The organism is Streptomyces griseus (assembly GCF_001715295.1).
GTDB classification, from domain to species: Bacteria; Actinomycetota; Actinomycetes; order Streptomycetales; family Streptomycetaceae; genus Streptomyces; species Streptomyces griseus_G.
In genome coordinates this window covers 629,733-644,427 of the sequence record NZ_MDKB01000001.1, presented here as the reverse complement: position 1 = coordinate 644,427, position 14,695 = coordinate 629,733, and the positions used below count along the sequence as shown (strand labels likewise).

Below are 14,695 nucleotides of genomic sequence, written 5' to 3'. Positions count from 1 at the left end.
GGGGGACGCCCCTCGGGTGCCCGGTCCGCGACCGCTCCCGCCCCGCCGGCCGCGGGGCAGGGGCGGTGGCGGACACCGGGTGCGCGGAACCGGCCGCGTACCGGGCGTCCCGGGCTACGTCACCTGACGCCCAGCCAGGTCTCGATGGGGTTCAGGGCGAAGTAGACCAGGAACACCAGCGTCAGGACCCACATGAAGACGCCCACCTCACGGGGCCTGCCCTGCGCGAGCTTGATGGCGGAGTACGCGATGACGCCCGCGGCCACTCCGGTGGTGATGGTGTACGTGAACGGCATCAGGACCACGGTGAGGAAGACCGGCACGGCCACGGAGCGGTCGCTCCAGTCGACGTGCCGGGCGTTCTGCATCATCATGGCGCCGATCACGACCAGGGCCGCGGAGGCGACCTCGGCCGGCACGATCGCGGTGAGCGGGGTGAAGAAGAGGCAGGCGGCGAAGAAGAGACCCGTGACGACGGAAGCGAGCCCGGTGCGGGCACCCTCCCCCACCCCGGTCGCCGACTCGACGAACACGGTCTGCCCGGAGCCCCCGGCGACACCGCCGATCGCACCGCCCGCGCCGTCGATGAACAGGGCCTTCGACAGGCCCGGCATCCGGCCCCTGTCGTCCGCGAGCTCGGCCTCGGTGCCGACACCGATGATGGTGGCCATGGCGTCGAAGAAGCCGGCCAGCACGAGCGTGAAGACGATCATGCCGACCGTCATGGCACCGACGTCGCCCCAGCCGCCGAGGTCGACGTTCCCGAAGAGCGAGAAGTCCGGTGAGGAGACCGCGCTGCCGCTCAGCTCGGGCGGACCGCTGCTCCAGGCCTTGGGGTCGATGTCGGCGACGGCGTTGACCACGACCGCGGCCAGGGTGCCGACGAGGATGCCGATCAGGATCGCTCCGGGGATGTTCCGCGCCTGCAGCATGAAGATGAGCAGCAGGGTCACCGCGAAGACGAGTACGGGCCAGCCCGCGAGCTCGCCGGCGGGTCCGAGGGAGAGCGGGGTCGCCGTTCCCTTGTGGACGAACCCGGCCTTGAACAGCCCGATGAGGGTGATGAAGAGGCCGATGCCGATGGTGATGCCGTGCTTCAGCGCGAGCGGGATCGCGTTCATGATCAGTTCGCGCAGGCCGGTGACGACCAGCAGGCAGATCACGAGCCCGTAGACCACGCACATGCCCATGGCCTGGGGCCACGTCATGGCGGGGGCGACCTGCGAGGCGAGTACCCCGGAGACGCTCAGACCGGCGGCGAGCGCGAGGGGGACCTTGCCGACGAAGCCCATCAGCAGGGTGGTGGCCGCCGCCGCGAGGGCGGTGGCGGTGATCAGTCCGGACTGCCCGAGCACCTGCCCGTCGACGTCCTTGCCGCCCAGGATGAGCGGGTTGAGCAGGAGGATGTACGCCATCGCCATGAAGGTCGTGACTCCGCCGCGCACCTCACGCGCGACGGTCGATCCCCTCTCGGATATGTGGAAGTACCGGTCGAGCCAGGACCGTCCGGCGGGAAGGCGCGGGCCGGGGCCCGCGTCCTGCGCGCTCGTCCTGGATTCCACTGACTGCTGGGTCATGTTGCCTGACTCCCAAGGTTCACAGGGGCACCCGCGTGGAGCTGTGTGACTGCGGGATTTGGGATGACTGCGCGGCGGCACGACCCGGGGGACGGCCCGGGACGGACTACGTGATGCAGGCTGAGCGGTGGTGCGCTGAGCTCCGGACGGTGCGCGGCGCGGGACGTGTGACGTCCGCCGCGGGCGCGCACCGCCCGGAAGGGCGGGGCGGCTCGTCAGGTACCGGTGAGGCGCCCGGGGCGCGCCGGTGTCCTGCCGCGCTCGCGTCCCGTCGCCTCCCCGGTCGCCGCGAGGGCGGCCGGGGTGGACGGGGTGGGAGCCTCGCCGACGCCGCACAGCCCGTACGGGGCGTGGTCGTCGGCGGGTCCGAGCACGTCGACCGGGACGGGCGCCGTGTCGAGGGGGGCGGGGACGAGGTGGCCCGTGGGGGACGGGGCTCGTACCTTCGCGGTGTTCGGGTCGAGGGCGGTCTCCTCCGTGACGGTGCCTCCCCGGCCCCGGCCGCCCCTGCCCCGCCTCTCGGCCGGCAGCGTACCGGGGGCCCTGCCGACGTCCTGGGCGCAGGCGCGTCCGACGACCGTGACGTCGGATCCGGCCGGGATGTGGGTGCCACCCGCGAGAGGCGCGGCCGCCCGGTGCCCGGCCGTCGCGGCGCGCGCCTCCTCCCGGCGGGCGCGGCGGAGGAAGTCCATGCGTGGCTCTCTTCTCGATCGGTCGTTCCCCGGAGCTGGGGCTCGGCCCGGCCCGGACCTGCCGTTCATGTCCTGTTCACGCGGGGTGTGAGCCAGTACACAAGCCTGGGACCACCCGGTGCAGTCACCGAAACCATGAAGGAATTGGCTGGCCGCCGTCCTCGTCTTGTAGATTCGAACGAATGGCGGGTATCGGCAACCGCACGGCGATCCACCGGTATCCCCAGCTGTCCCCCGCCCCAACCAAGAAGATCGGCGGCAACCGACGATGCGGCTCCGCGCACTGCTGGACACCGACGCGCTGGGCCTGCGGCTGCTCGGCGGGGAGGACGAGCTGGACCGTTCGGTCCGGGGCGTCATGACGACCGACCTGCGCGACCCCAGCCGCTATCTCTCCGGCGGCGAACTCGTCCTGACGGGCATGGCCTGGCGCCGGGACGCCTCGGACTCCGAACCGTTCGTCCGGATCCTGGCGGGCGCCGGGGTCGCGGGCCTCGCCGCGGGCGAGGCGGAGCTCGGGCCGGTCCCGGACGACCTGGTCGAGGCGTGCCTGAAGCACCGGCTGCCGCTCTTCGTCGTGCACGAGACCGTCGCCTTCGCGACGATCACCGAGCACGTGGTGCGCCAGGTGTCCGGCGAGCGGGCCGGGGACCTGGCCGCCGTCGTCGACCGGCATCGCCGGCTGATGACCTCGGGACCGGCGGGCGGCGGACCCGAGGTCGTCCTCGACCTGCTCACCTCCGACCTGGATCTGCGGGCCTGGGTCCTCTCCCCCACCGGGCGCCAGGTCGCCGGGGCGGGTGAACCGCTGGCGAGCCACGTCGGCGCGGCGCTCGCCGGCCGGCACCTCGCCGCCACGCGCACCGGCCGCCGGGGCCCGTACCGCGCCGAGGTCGACGGCACGACGTACGCGCTGTTCCCCATCCGGAACGACGGGCGCGGCGCGGACCCCGTACCGCCCCACGACGTGCGTGAGTCGGTGCTCTCGGACTGGCTGCTGGCCGTCGAGGCCGACGCGGGCGACTGGCCGGCCGCCCGGCTGGACCTGCTCCAGGGCGTCACGCAGCTGATCGCGGTCGAACGCGACCGCCGCGACGCCGCCCGGACGGTACGCCGCCGGCTCGCCCAGGAGGTCCTGGAACTCGTCCAGACGGGCGCGGCACCGGCCGAGATCGCCGCCAGGCTGCGGGTGGCCGCCCCGGTCCTGCTGCCCGGCCTGGGTACGGCACCGCACTGGCAGGTCGTCGTGGCCCGTGTCGAGTGGGCCGGGCAGGGCCCGGACGGGGACCCGTCGGGCGCCCGGGCCGCCCAGGCCCTGCTGGAGGAGATCCTCGTCGACCCCTCGGTGGCCGGCCCCGACTCCACGGACCGGATCGCCGTGGCGCACGCCGGCGACGAGGCCGTGGCGCTCGTGCCGCTGCCGGCCGTCTCCCCCGCCGAGGCCACCGCAGGCAGCGGACCGGCCGGTGGCGCGGGTGAGGCGGGTGGGCCCGTAGCAGTGGCGGACGCCCCGCGGCGGGAGGACGTCGAGCTCCACGCCGAGGCCCTGCTCGCCGGGGTCCGTGAACCGCTCTCCGCGGGGCTGGCGGACGACGGCCGCCTGACCCTGGGTTTCAGCGCCGCCGTTCACTCCGCCGAAGGCCTGCGGGGGGCCCTGGAGGAGGCCCGGCACGCCCGCCGGGTCGCGGCGGCCCGCCCGGGCCGGGTCTGCGCCGCCGGGCACCACGAGCTCGCCTCGCACGTCCTGTTGCTGCCCTTCGTGCCGGACGACGTCCGCCGCGCCTTCACCGCCCGCCTCCTCGACCCGCTGCGCGACTACGACCGGCGCCACCGCGCCGAGCTGATCGAGACACTCGAGGCCTTCCTCGACTGCGACGGCTCGTGGACCCGCTGCGCCGCCCGGCTGCACCTGCACGTCAACACGCTGCGCTACCGCGTCGGACGAATCGAGCAGTTGACGGGGCGTGACCTTTCGCGCCTCGAGGACAAGCTCGACTTCTTCCTCGCCCTGCGTATGAGCTGACCTCCGGGCACCTCCGGCGACCGGGAGGGGGCGACGGCGATTGTGAAATCTTTCACCTGACATCGATCCGACCCCTTGGCCCGGCGTGCCGATCCGTGCTGAGATGCGCCAGGACCCAACAGCTCGACGGCGCGCTCGGGGAGGGCAATGTGGCGCACACCGCCATGTCCGGCACGGGAACCACAGCAGACGACGATCCGCCGCTCCAGACAGCCGTATGGCGGCTGCGCTCACGCGCCTGCTGGACCGACGCGGCCGCGCTGCTCGAACCCGACGCGTCGGCCGACCCGGCCGCCGCACTGCAGCGCACCTCCCTGCTGATCGAGCGGTGCCTCTACACCGGCACCGGCTGGACCGACGCGGAGGACGCGCTGCGCACGGCCGAGGCGCTCGCCCACGACGACACCGAACGCGGCACGGCCGCCTGCGAGCGCGGCTACCTCGCCTACGCCTCCACCCTCCTCGGCGTACGCGACCGGGCCGACGAGGCGAGCGTGGCGCTGAGCCGGGCGGCGGCACTGCTCTCCCCCACGGCTCCGGGCCGCCCCGTGCTGGACCTGCGCCGGGGCCTGATCGCGCAGAACATCGCCGACGCGCCGCAGTCCGCCCTCGCCGCCTACCGCAGGGCCCACGCCGGAGCGCTGGCACAGGGCGACGAGCTGCTGCTCTCCTCCACCTGGCGGCACCTCGCCTCGCTGGCGCTGCGCGAGGGCGAGCTCGCGGAGGCGCGGCACGGCTTCGCGGAGTCCCTGCGGATCAGGGAGGAGCTGGGCTACCTCGTCGGTACGGCCCCGGCCCTCATCTCGCTCGCGGACACCGAGACGGGTACCGAGGCGGCCCGGCTGCGCGCCGAGGCCGGCCGGCTGTTCCGGCTGCTCGGCGGGGTACCGACGTGGCTGGCCCCGCGGCTGGAGCCACCGGACCGGGAGACCGCCGAGTCGAACTGACCGGGCCTGCCGGCCGGTCGACGGCCGCCTCGCCGACCGCCGTCGTCGTCCGGCGGAGTCAGCGGTCGGCGCCGGTGAAGTGTTCGCGTACGAGGGACTGCACCACCGTGAGGTCCCGGGCGACGAGCGCGTCCAGCAGCGCGGTGTGCTCCGAGGCGTCGGCGAGCAGATCGGCGCGGCGCGTGGCCGGGTTGCTGACCAGCGGCCACTGCGACCGGCGGTGGAGGTCGTCGGCGACGGCCACGAGCTGTTCGTTGCCGGCGAGCGCGAGGACGGCGCGGTGGAAGGCGCGGTCGCACTCCGCGTAGCTCGCCCGGTCGCCGACGGCGGCGGCCGCGACGGTGGCGTCGGCCAGCGGGCGCAGTGCGCACCAGCTGCCGGCCGGGACGGTGCGGGCGAGCCGCAGCATCACGGGGACCTCGATCAGGGCGCGCACCTCGGCGAGTTCGGCCAGTTCGCGGGGACCGCGCTCGCTGACCCGGAAGCCGCGGTTCGGCACGACCTCCACGGCACCCTCGGAGGCCAGCTGCTGCATCGCCTCCCGCACCGGTGTGGCCGAGACGCCGAAGCGGGCGCCGAGCGCCGGGGCCGAGTAGACCTGCCCGGGAACCAGTTCGCCGCCGACGAGGGCGGCGCGCAGGGCGTCCAGGACCTGGCCGCGCACCGAGTGCCGCTGCACCACGCGGGGCGCGGCCGGCTCGCCGTGGGTGTGCTCTCCGCGCGCCTGTTCGGGCACGCGGACCTCCGGCGGGGTCGCCTCGTACGCGTACGGCAGCCGTACGTCCTCACGGACTCTGCCCTGCTCCACGGGACCTCCTCGGACCGGCGGGCACCGGCTGGCGTGCGCCGGGCCCCTGTGCACGATAGGCGTAGCGGGCCCAGGTTCACACACCGGCCAATTCGGGTAAGGTAAGGCTTACCTGTTGAAGAACGTGATTCGGTGGTCCCCGCATGACCGTGCCCGCCCTGCTCACCGCAGCCCCGCCGTCCCCCGTGGCGCCGGCGTACGCGCGCCTCACCGAGGCCTTCCCCGGCCTGCGGGCCGAGGTGCTCGCCACGGACGACGCCGCGCCGTCGGGCGGCGGCTGGGTCGGTGCCGCCGAGCTCGCGGAGGGCGGCGACGCGGTGGACGCCTTCCTGGCGCGGGACGACGCGCAGGTGCTGCGGGACTACGGCACCCGGGCCCGCCCCGACGTGGTGGCCAGCTTCGGGCTGCACCGCTACGCCTGGCCGGCCTGCCTGCTGGTGACCGTGCCCTGGTTCCTCGATCGCCGGGTGCCCCGGATCCCCGTGCGCGACGTCTTCTTCCAGCGGGAACGGGGCCACCTCGCCGCCCGCGTGCGGGAGTTCGCCTGCCTGCCGGACGACCCTGCGGCCTCGCTCCCGGGCGCCCGGGTCGTGCCGGACGAGGCGGCGCTGCGCGCCGAGGTGCTGGACGCGGTGGCGGAGCACCTCGGTCCGGTACTGGAGGGCTTCGGGCCGCGCATGCGGCGCGGCAGGCGGGCCCTGTGGGGCATGGCCACCGACGAGATCGTCGAGGGTCTCTGGTACATCGCCCACCTGCTCGGCGAGGAGCGCCGTGCGATGACCGAGCTGGAACTGCTGCTGCCGGGCACCACCGGGCCGTACGTGGGCGCCGCCGGCTTCCGTGAGCTGACGGGCCCCGACGGCGCGTCCCTGCCGACCCGCGACCGGGCGAGCTGCTGCCTCTTCTACACACTGCGGCCGGAGGACACCTGCGTCACCTGCCCGCGCACCTGTGACGCCGACCGCGTCCGGAAACTGACGCCCGCCCCCTGAGAGCCTGCCGGGTCACCTGGAACCGGGCGCCCACGCCCCGGCACGCACGCTTCCCGCGTTGCCGAAACGCCCACGTAGCTCCGCCACGAGGACCTTCCGGCGCCTTGGAACCGCACGCACCGGACCGCGTCCGCTTTCCGGTCCCAGGTCACCCGACGGGCTCTGAGCCGCAGGGCCACTCGCACCACTCTGCCGGGGGCCCCGATTCGAACACAACTCGGTTTCCCTGCAAGGGTGTTCGGGGACTTTACGCCCATAGCGGAACCCGTGCACCCCGTCGGTGGTCCCGTGCCCCGAAACCCGGTGGGAGGAGAGGCATTTCCGCCACAATGGCGCACGAAACGCCTCACGTGACGCAAGGGACCGCGCATGAGATTGACCGACCTCTCACTCGACTGGCTGCTTCCCGGCGCCGTACTGCTCGTGGGGGCCCTGGCCGCGGTGACGGTGGTCGCGCGGGGCAGGCGCGCCGCGGGGAAGGCCGGTGCCACGGCCGACGACAGCTGGGAACGCAGCGAGGAACGCCGCAGGCGCAAGGAGGCGCTCTACGCCACTGCCTCGTACGTCCTGCTGTTCTGCTGTGCCGCCGTCGCGGCCGCCCTCTCCTTCCACGGGCTGGTCGGCTTCGGCCGGCAGAACCTCAGCCTCGGCGGAGGATGGGAGTACCTGGTGCCGTTCGGCCTCGACGGGGCCGCGATGTTCTGCTCGGTACTCGCGGTGCGCGAAGCGAGCCACGGTGACGCGGCGCTGGGCTCCCGGCTGCTGGTGTGGACGTTCGCCTGCGCCGCCGCCTGGTTCAACTGGGTGCACGCGCCGCGCGGCATGGAACACGCCGGTGCCCCCCACTTCTTCGCGGGGATGTCCCTCTCGGCGGCCGTCCTGTTCGACCGCGCGCTGAAGCAGACCCGGCGGGCAGCCCTGCGCGAGCAGGGGCTGGTGCCCCGCCCCCTGCCGCAGATCCGGATCGTCCGGTGGCTGCGCGCCCCCAGGGAGACCTTCGGCGCCTGGTCGCTGATGCTCCTGGAGGGCGTACGCACCCTGGACGAGGCGGTGGACAACGTGCGCGAGGACCGTCAGGAGAAGGAGGAGGACCGGCACCGCAGGAGGGAACGGGCGAAGCTGGACCGCGCCCGCATCAAGGCCCTGAACCGGCAGAACCGGTGGGGCCGCGGGGCGCGGTTCGGTCACCGGCTGGATGCCCAGGCCGTCGCGGCCGCGGCGGGCGCCGCCGTGCCCGCCGTCGATGCCCCCCTGCCGGAGCCGGGCCGGCTGCCGCACCGCTCCCGGCCCTCCCTGCGGGCGGCGAACGGTTCCACCAGATCACCGGCACGGGTGTCGGGCGACGACGCCGATCCCGGTGCCGGGGACGACACGCAGGCCCTGCCCCGGCTCGACTCGCTGGAGCAGAAACTCGAGAACCTGGAGCGGCAGTTCGGCTGAGTGTCAGGCCCTCCTGCCGCTCAGTTCGAACCAGACCACCTTGCCCAGCGCCTGCGCCGTGACCCCCCAGGAGTCGGCCAGGCTCTGCACGAGGAGCAGCCCCCTGCCGTGAGTGCCGTCGTCGGCGTTCGGCACGTACGGCGTGGTCTCCTGCCCCGCCAGGAAGTCGCGCACCTCCACACGCAGGCGCGCGGGCAGCGAAGTCACCGTGACCACTGCGCCGTTGCGCGTGTGGATCAGCGCGTTGGTCAGCACTTCACTCAGCAGGAGCTCCGCCACCTCGGCATCCTGTGGGCCCGGGCGGTGGCCCAGGAACTCCCGCAGAGCCCTCCGCACCTCGCCCACCGCCGACAGATCGGCATGCCCGACTCTGCGGTGCAGTCGCGTCGGCCGGCTTTCCTGGCGTCTCGTCACGTCCCCCGTCAGCACGCTGAATCGTCCCCCTGGTTCCGTCATGTCCCGAACATGTCCCGAACACCATCCCGGGATGCATGCCCCACAGACCGGCGGCCACGCTTCCGGAGCAGCAAGAGGTGAGCGCCCCCGCCCGCCGCACCACGCGGAAGCGGAGCGCGCCGCCGGGACCCGGAGGACGCGCACCGGCGGGGACGGTGTGGGCGGGAGCTGTGAAGGCGCTCAGGGGCGGGGCACGTTGCGGATGTTGGAGCGTGCCATCTGGAGCATCCGCCCCACGCCGCCGTCCAGCACGATCTTGCTGGCGGAGAGCGCGAAGCCGGTGACCATGTCGGCACTGATCTTCGGCGGGATGGAGAGGGCGTTCGGATCGGTGACCACGTCGACGAGGGCCGGACCCTTGTGCGCGAAGGCGTTCTTCAGCGCCCCCTCCAGCTGTTTGGGCTTCTCCACCCGCACCCCGTACGCGCCGGCGGCGCGGGCGACCGCCGCGAAATCGGGGTTCTTGTTGGTCGTGCCGAAGGACGGCAGTCCTCCCACCAGCATCTCGAGTTCCACCATGCCGAGCGAGGAGTTGTTGAACAGGACGACCTTCACCGGCAGGTCGTACTGCACGAGCGTGAGGAAGTCACCCATCAGCATGGTGAATCCGCCGTCGCCGGACATCGACACGACCTGCCGGTTCCGGTCCGTGAACTGGGCACCGATCGCCTGCGGAAGGGCGTTGGCCATCGACCCGTGACTGAACGAGCCGATCACCCGGCGCCGGCCGTTGGGCGTGAGGTAGCGGGCCGCCCACACGTTGCACATGCCGGTGTCCACGGTGAACACGGCGTCGTCGTCGGCGAGTTCGTCGAGCACGGAGGCGACGTACTCCGGGTGGATCGGCACGTGCTTGTCGACCTTGCGGGTGTACGCCTTGACGACGCCCTCCAGCGCGTCCGCGTGCTTCTTCAGCATCCGGTCGAGGAACCGGCGGTCGTTCTTGACCTTCACGGCCGGCGTCAGGCACCGGAGCGTCTCGCGCACGTCGCCCCAGACGGCCAGGTCGAGCTTGGACCGGCGGCCCAGGCGCTCGGGGCGGACATCGACCTGCACGATCTTCACATCGGTGGGGAGGAAGGCGTTGTACGGGAAGTCGGTCCCCAGCAGGATCAGCAGATCGCACTCGTGGGTGGCCTCGTAGGCGGCACCGTAGCCGAGGAGCCCGCTCATCCCGACGTCGAACGGGTTGTCGTACTGGATCCACTCCTTGCCGCGCAGGGCGTGGCCCACCGGAGCCTTCACCCTCTCGGCGAACTCCATGACCTCGGCGTGCGCGCCGGCCGTGCCGCTGCCGCAGAACAGCGTCACCCGTTCGGCCGCGTCGACCATCCGGCGGAGCTTTTCGATCTCCTCGTCACCGGGGCGCACGGAGGGCCGTGAGGTGACCAGGGCGTGTTCGGGGGCTTTCTCCGGGGCCGGCTGCCCGGCGATGTCACCGGGCATGGAGACGACGCTGACACCACCCTGGCCGACGGCGTGCTGGATGGCCGTCTGGAGCAGGCGCGGCATCTGCCGGGGGTTGGAGATCATCTCGTTGTAGTGGCTGCACTCCTGGAAGAGGAGTTCGGGATGGGTCTCCTGGAAGTAGCCGAGGCCGATCTCGCTCGACGGGATGTGCGAGGCGAGCGCGAGCACCGGCGCCATGGAGCGGTGGGCGTCGTAGAGGCCGTTGATGAGGTGGAGGTTCCCGGGGCCGCAGGATCCGGCGCAGGCGGCGAGGCGCCCGGTGACCTGGGCCTCGGCCCCGGCGGCGAACGCGGCCGTCTCCTCGTGCCGGACCTGGACCCATTCGATGCCGGAGTGGCGCCGAACGGCGTCCACCACGGGGTTGAGGCTGTCACCGACGACGCCGTACAGCCGCTCGACCCCCGCCCGGACGAGGATGTCGACGAACTGTTCCGACACGTTCTGCTTGGCCATGGGTGCGCACCCTTCCTGCCTGTGCTCCGTGCACATGCGGCTGTCCCGGCTCCGGGCTCCGAAACACCGGCCGGCGGACGGACTCCGGAGTCCATCAACCCATGGTGTGCGCGCTCACGCCTCCCAGACTGCGGCGCTCGTGCGGTCGTCGGCGTATCCCTCGGCCCGGAGCTGGGTGTCGGCCAGGTAGGCGGCCAGGCCCGGCGGTCCGCCGGCCGCCCAGCGGCGGGCGAGCTCGTCGGCGAGGGCCGGCCGGCCGCGCAGGGGGGCGGCCATTCCGTCGCCGCAGAGCAGCAGGGTGTCCCCCGGTCGGGCGACGGAGGCACGGAAGCGGAAGGACTCGGCGGGCGGGGGCGGCGGTCCGCCGGCATACGGCGACGGGGGCGTGGTGGTCTGCAGGTCCGTGGTCAGCGGGTCCCCGGCGGAGCCCGCCTCGTGCCGTGCGGCGGGACCGGAGTCCTCCGGCACCAGGGGGTCGAGGTCCTGCCAGGCACCGTCCCGCAGCCGGAACAGCCCGCCCGCGCCGACGCCGAAGAAGACGCGGGTACGGCACTCCGGATCGGCGGGCAGGAGCAGACAGCGCAGCCCGGAGGTGTAAGCATTCGGTTCCAGGCCCAGCTCGGCGGCGCGGGCGCGGAGCCTGCCGTAGGTGCGGTCGGTGAGGCGGTGCAGACCGGACGTGAGGTCACCTCTGCGCCCCGCCCTTATGTCGTCACACAGCCTGGCGTGGCTGCGGGCGACGGCGCCTGCGATCCAGCGGCAGGCATCGGCGGCGGCGAGGTGCGCGTGGACGGCGGCGCGGGCACCCGAGGCCACGGCGATCAGAAGCAACGCGCTGTCCCCGGTCCCGAACCGCGCCGTGAGCAGGGCGTCGCGGCGTGGCTCGCCGCGGAAGCGCGCGGAGTCGCCGCGCACGGACGCGGCCCGCAGGGAGCACGTCCCGTACCGGGCACCGTCGAGCACCGTGTCGGGGACTAGGCCGTCGAGGTCCTCGGCTTCGGAAGCGGGCAGGGCGGTCGGCTCGGGGTCGTAGGGGGGCGGCCGGTCCCCGATGTGGCCGACGACCGGGCGCGACGGCTCCGGGGTGCCGTCGGTGCGCGAGGGCGGCCCGGCCGGGGGCCGGGCCGGCTTCAGCGGTACGGCGAAGGTGCGCCGCCGCGGGGACCCGGAGGGGGGCTCCCACGGGGCGCTCACCGGCATGGGGCGGGCGGAGGACGCGGAGGGCGGCCCGGACGGCGGTTCCCGGGTGTCCGGCGCCGCTGCGGGCGGCTGCGGTCCGTGGGCAGCGCGCGGCGGCTCCGGGGTGTGCCCGGAGGACGGCTGCGGGGGGTCCTCGGAAGAGCCCCGCGACGCGGACGACACGGACGGCTCCGGGGCGACGGGCGGCGGCTCAGGGACGGCGCGCGGCGGCTCAGGGGGCTCCGGCGGGCGCGGGGGCACGGGTTGCGGCGGCTTCGGGGGCGCGGGTTGCGGCGGGAGGGCGGGCAGCCCGACGGTCGGCTCCGGAGCGGGGGCGGGTGGTCCGGGTGACACGGGGGACGGCTCGGGCGCGGCCGGGGCGTCCGGAGCGCCGTGGGGCGGTCGACGCACCGCCTCCGGCGCGCGGGGGTCGGGAACCGGCGTCGCCGCGACCGGGTGCTCCGCCGCCGGGCTCCCGGCATCCCGCGCCCGGCCCACGGCACCCTCGGCCGGCTCCACCGCGTCCGACACCCGGCCCACCGCACCCTCGGCCGGCTCCACCGCGTCCGACACCCGGCCCACCGCACCCTCGGCCGGCTCCACCGCGTCCGACGCCCGGCCCACGGCGTCCGACGCCGAGTCGAAGCGGTCGTCGACGCTGTCCGCCGCGCTGCCCGGACCCGTGTCGGGCGCGGTCCCGTCGTACAGCCTGCGCCACCAGTCGTCCTCGTGGGCGGCGGGCTTCTCCCCCTGCTGACTCATGCCCTTAGTGTCGACCGTGGGGCCCGCCCCAAACCGGGGCATCCGGAAAGAGCCCCGGAAACGCGTACCGGGGAAGAGGCCCGCCGGGCGGCCCCACCCCCCACGGGAAGGACGCCCGGCGGACCGGTCCGGGTGGTCGGCGGAGGGTGTGGGTACGCTTCACCGACCCTGCGGTGACGCCACCTTGACAGAGTGACCGGCGCCCCGGGGGATGATGTGTCCGGCGGGTTTGCGCCGTGGCTGGTTTCCGCCAGGCCACGGCCTGCCCGACGGGCGCAGGGATGCGCGATCACCACCGCGGGGAGGGTCCGAGGATGCTGGCAGCGATAGGTCTCGACAGGAGACAGGAAGCGGCCTACCGGGCGCTCGTCGCCGCGGGCGCCGCCGAACTCCCCGATCTGGCGCGCCGGCTCTCGCTGCCGGAGGCCGACACGGAGCGGGTGCTGCGCCGGCTGGAACAGCAGGGGCTCGTGGCCCAGTCCTCCTCCCGCGCGGGCCGCTGGGTGGCCGCGCCGCCCGGGGTCGCACTGGGTGCGCTGCTGATCCAGCAGCGGCACGAACTGGAGCAGGCCGAACTGGCATCGGCCCTGCTCGCGGAGGAGTACCGGGCGGAGGCGGCCGAACCCGCGGTGCACGACCTGGTGGAGGTGGTGACCGGCGCCGACGCCGTCGCCCACCGGTTCCACCAGCTCCAGTTGGGCGCCACCACGGAAGTCTGCGCGCTCGTCACGGGCAAGCCGATCGCGGTCTCCGGTATGGAGAACGGGTCCGAGGAGCGGGCTGCCCTGCGCGGGGTCGCCTACCGTGTGGTGGTCGAGCGTGACGTACTCTCGCTCCCTTCCGGAATCGTCGAACTCTCGGCCGCGCTGAGCCGGGACGAGCAGTGCCGGGTCGTCGACCGGGTACCGACCAAACTGGTCGTCGCCGACGCGGCACTGGCCATGGTGCCGCTGACGGGTCGGGGCGCCGAGCCCGCCGCCCTGGTGGTGCACGGCAGCGGCCTGCTGGAGTCGCTGACGGGCCTCTTCGAGGCGGTGTGGCGCGACGCGATGCCGTTGCGGCTCGGCGAGGGCGGCATCGACGAGAGCACCGGGCCGGTCCCGGATGCGACCGATCTGGGGATTCTCTCCTTGCTGCTGGCCGGGCTGACGGACGCGAGTGTGGCCAAGCAGCTGGATCTCGGTCTGCGGACCGTCCAGCGGCGGGTCAAGGGGCTCATGGAGCTCACCGGGGTCTCCACCCGGCTCCAACTGGGCTGGCACGCGTACGAGCGCGGCTGGGTGGCCCGCGCTCCGCGCTGACCGTCAGGGCGCCGCACCGGTGTCCGGGGTTCCGCCCTCCGAGCCCCCGCGCTGACGGGCGGGACCGGGCCGACTCGGGCAGGCTGGTCGGATGAGTGGGTGGCAGCTCGTTGCCGTCGGCGCGGTGATGCTGCTCGGGCTGGTCGGTGTGCTGGTGCCGGGCGTGCCCGGGCAGGCGATCGTCTGGGCGGCGGTGGTGTGGTGGGCCCTGACCGACACGTCGACGCTCGCCTGGGGCGTGCTGATCGGCACCACAGGCCTGTTCCTGCTGAACCAGGCGGTGCAGGCCCTGCTGCCGTCACGCCGCCCCGGGGAGGCCGGGGCCCCGCGCAAGACGCTGATGCTCGGCGGCGTCGCCGCGATCGCCGGGTTCTTCGTCGTCCCCGTGGTGGGCGGCGTCCTGGGGTACGTGGGTGCGGTCTACGGCGCCGAGCGGTTGCGGCTGGGCAGTCGAGGGGCGGGCCGGGCCTCGCTCACGTCGGTCATGCGGGCCACGGGTTACTCGGTCCTCCTGGAGCTCCTGTGCTGTCTGCTGGCTGTCGGAGCCTGGCTGGGCACGCTGGTCTGGGCCTGAGCCCCCGCCCCCCGGCCGGTC

12 protein-coding genes are annotated in these 14,695 nt (G+C 74.0%); 6 read left to right on the top strand and 6 right to left on the bottom strand.

Going from position 1 to position 14,695, the window contains the following annotated elements:
- Window positions 1-119: 119 nt before the first annotated feature.
- The gene (locus BA175_RS02350) at window positions 120-1,577 is read right to left on the bottom strand and encodes an NCS2 family permease (RefSeq protein ID WP_069169502.1); all 1,458 of its coding nucleotides are present in this window, start codon (window positions 1,575-1,577) and stop codon (window positions 120-122) included.
- Between the two features lie 215 nt (window positions 1,578-1,792).
- Window positions 1,793-2,269 (bottom strand): hypothetical protein, encoded by a 477-nt coding sequence (locus BA175_RS02345; protein ID WP_069169501.1) that lies wholly within the window; start codon window positions 2,267-2,269, stop codon window positions 1,793-1,795.
- A 268-nt stretch (window positions 2,270-2,537) separates the two neighbouring features.
- Here BA175_RS02345 and BA175_RS02340 point away from each other — a divergent pair, with 268 nt between their 5' ends.
- Complete coding sequence (locus BA175_RS02340) at window positions 2,538-4,292, top strand: PucR family transcriptional regulator (protein WP_069169500.1); 1,755 nt, start codon at window positions 2,538-2,540, stop codon at window positions 4,290-4,292.
- A gap of 164 nt (window positions 4,293-4,456) precedes the next feature.
- Window positions 4,457-5,239 (top strand): hypothetical protein, encoded by a 783-nt coding sequence (locus tag BA175_RS02335; protein ID WP_069170291.1) that lies wholly within the window; start codon window positions 4,457-4,459, stop codon window positions 5,237-5,239.
- 58 nt (window positions 5,240-5,297) lie between these two features.
- On the opposite strand, the gene BA175_RS02330 is transcribed toward BA175_RS02335, so the two are convergent.
- Window positions 5,298-6,047: a GntR family transcriptional regulator gene (locus BA175_RS02330; RefSeq protein WP_069169499.1), complete on the bottom strand. Its 750-nt coding sequence runs from the start codon at window positions 6,045-6,047 to the stop codon at window positions 5,298-5,300.
- Window positions 6,048-6,190: 143 nt separating this feature from the next.
- On the opposite strand from BA175_RS02330, the gene BA175_RS02325 reads away from it, so the two are divergent.
- Window positions 6,191-7,039 (top strand): (2Fe-2S)-binding protein, encoded by an 849-nt coding sequence (locus BA175_RS02325; protein ID WP_069169498.1) that lies wholly within the window; start codon window positions 6,191-6,193, stop codon window positions 7,037-7,039.
- Between the two features lie 369 nt (window positions 7,040-7,408).
- Window positions 7,409-8,479, top strand: coding sequence for a DUF2637 domain-containing protein (locus tag BA175_RS02320; RefSeq protein ID WP_069169497.1), 1,071 nt, complete (start codon window positions 7,409-7,411; stop codon window positions 8,477-8,479).
- A gap of 3 nt (window positions 8,480-8,482) precedes the next feature.
- On the opposite strand, the gene BA175_RS02315 is transcribed toward BA175_RS02320, so the two are convergent.
- The 3 genes from BA175_RS02315 to BA175_RS02305 all read right to left on the bottom strand — a co-directional run bounded on the left by BA175_RS02315 (window position 8,483) and on the right by BA175_RS02305 (window position 12,799).
- Window positions 8,483-8,935 carry an ATP-binding protein gene (locus BA175_RS02315; RefSeq protein WP_079159342.1) on the bottom strand — a complete coding sequence of 151 codons (453 nt, stop codon included), beginning with the start codon at window positions 8,933-8,935 and terminating at the stop codon, window positions 8,483-8,485.
- A 180-nt stretch (window positions 8,936-9,115) separates the two neighbouring features.
- Complete coding sequence (locus BA175_RS02310; protein ID WP_069169496.1) at window positions 9,116-10,858, bottom strand: pyruvate dehydrogenase; 1,743 nt, start codon at window positions 10,856-10,858, stop codon at window positions 9,116-9,118.
- Window positions 10,859-10,972: 114 nt separating this feature from the next.
- A complete protein-coding gene (locus BA175_RS02305; protein ID WP_069169495.1) occupies window positions 10,973-12,799 on the bottom strand; it encodes a protein phosphatase 2C domain-containing protein in 1,827 nt (608 codons plus the stop codon).
- 314 nt (window positions 12,800-13,113) lie between these two features.
- Here BA175_RS02305 and BA175_RS02300 point away from each other — a divergent pair, with 314 nt between their 5' ends.
- Both BA175_RS02300 and BA175_RS02295 read left to right on the top strand, forming a co-directional pair.
- Window positions 13,114-14,100 (top strand): helix-turn-helix domain-containing protein, encoded by a 987-nt coding sequence (locus BA175_RS02300; RefSeq protein ID WP_069169494.1) that lies wholly within the window; start codon window positions 13,114-13,116, stop codon window positions 14,098-14,100.
- Window positions 14,101-14,191: 91 nt separating this feature from the next.
- Window positions 14,192-14,674, top strand: coding sequence for a DUF456 domain-containing protein (locus tag BA175_RS02295; RefSeq protein WP_079159341.1), 483 nt, complete (start codon window positions 14,192-14,194; stop codon window positions 14,672-14,674).
- Window positions 14,675-14,695 lie beyond the last annotated feature (21 nt).

Coding starts and splice junctions, on each gene's coding strand:
- BA175_RS02335 (WP_069170291.1), top strand. CDS start 4,457: ATGTCCGGCACGGGAACCACAGCAGACGACGATCCGCCGCTCCAGACA.
- BA175_RS02300 (WP_069169494.1), top strand. CDS start 13,114: ATGCTGGCAGCGATAGGTCTCGACAGGAGACAGGAAGCGGCCTACCGG.
- BA175_RS02295 (WP_079159341.1), top strand. CDS start 14,192: ATGAGTGGGTGGCAGCTCGTTGCCGTCGGCGCGGTGATGCTGCTCGGG.
- BA175_RS02340 (WP_069169500.1), top strand. CDS start 2,538: ATGCGGCTCCGCGCACTGCTGGACACCGACGCGCTGGGCCTGCGGCTG.
- BA175_RS02345 (WP_069169501.1), bottom strand. CDS start 2,269: ATGGACTTCCTCCGCCGCGCCCGCCGGGAGGAGGCGCGCGCCGCGACG.
- BA175_RS02305 (WP_069169495.1), bottom strand. CDS start 12,799: ATGAGTCAGCAGGGGGAGAAGCCCGCCGCCCACGAGGACGACTGGTGG.
- BA175_RS02320 (WP_069169497.1), top strand. CDS start 7,409: ATGAGATTGACCGACCTCTCACTCGACTGGCTGCTTCCCGGCGCCGTA.
- BA175_RS02350 (WP_069169502.1), bottom strand. CDS start 1,577: ATGACCCAGCAGTCAGTGGAATCCAGGACGAGCGCGCAGGACGCGGGC.
- BA175_RS02325 (WP_069169498.1), top strand. CDS start 6,191: ATGACCGTGCCCGCCCTGCTCACCGCAGCCCCGCCGTCCCCCGTGGCG.
- BA175_RS02310 (WP_069169496.1), bottom strand. CDS start 10,858: ATGGCCAAGCAGAACGTGTCGGAACAGTTCGTCGACATCCTCGTCCGG.
- BA175_RS02315 (WP_079159342.1), bottom strand. CDS start 8,935: ATGACGGAACCAGGGGGACGATTCAGCGTGCTGACGGGGGACGTGACG.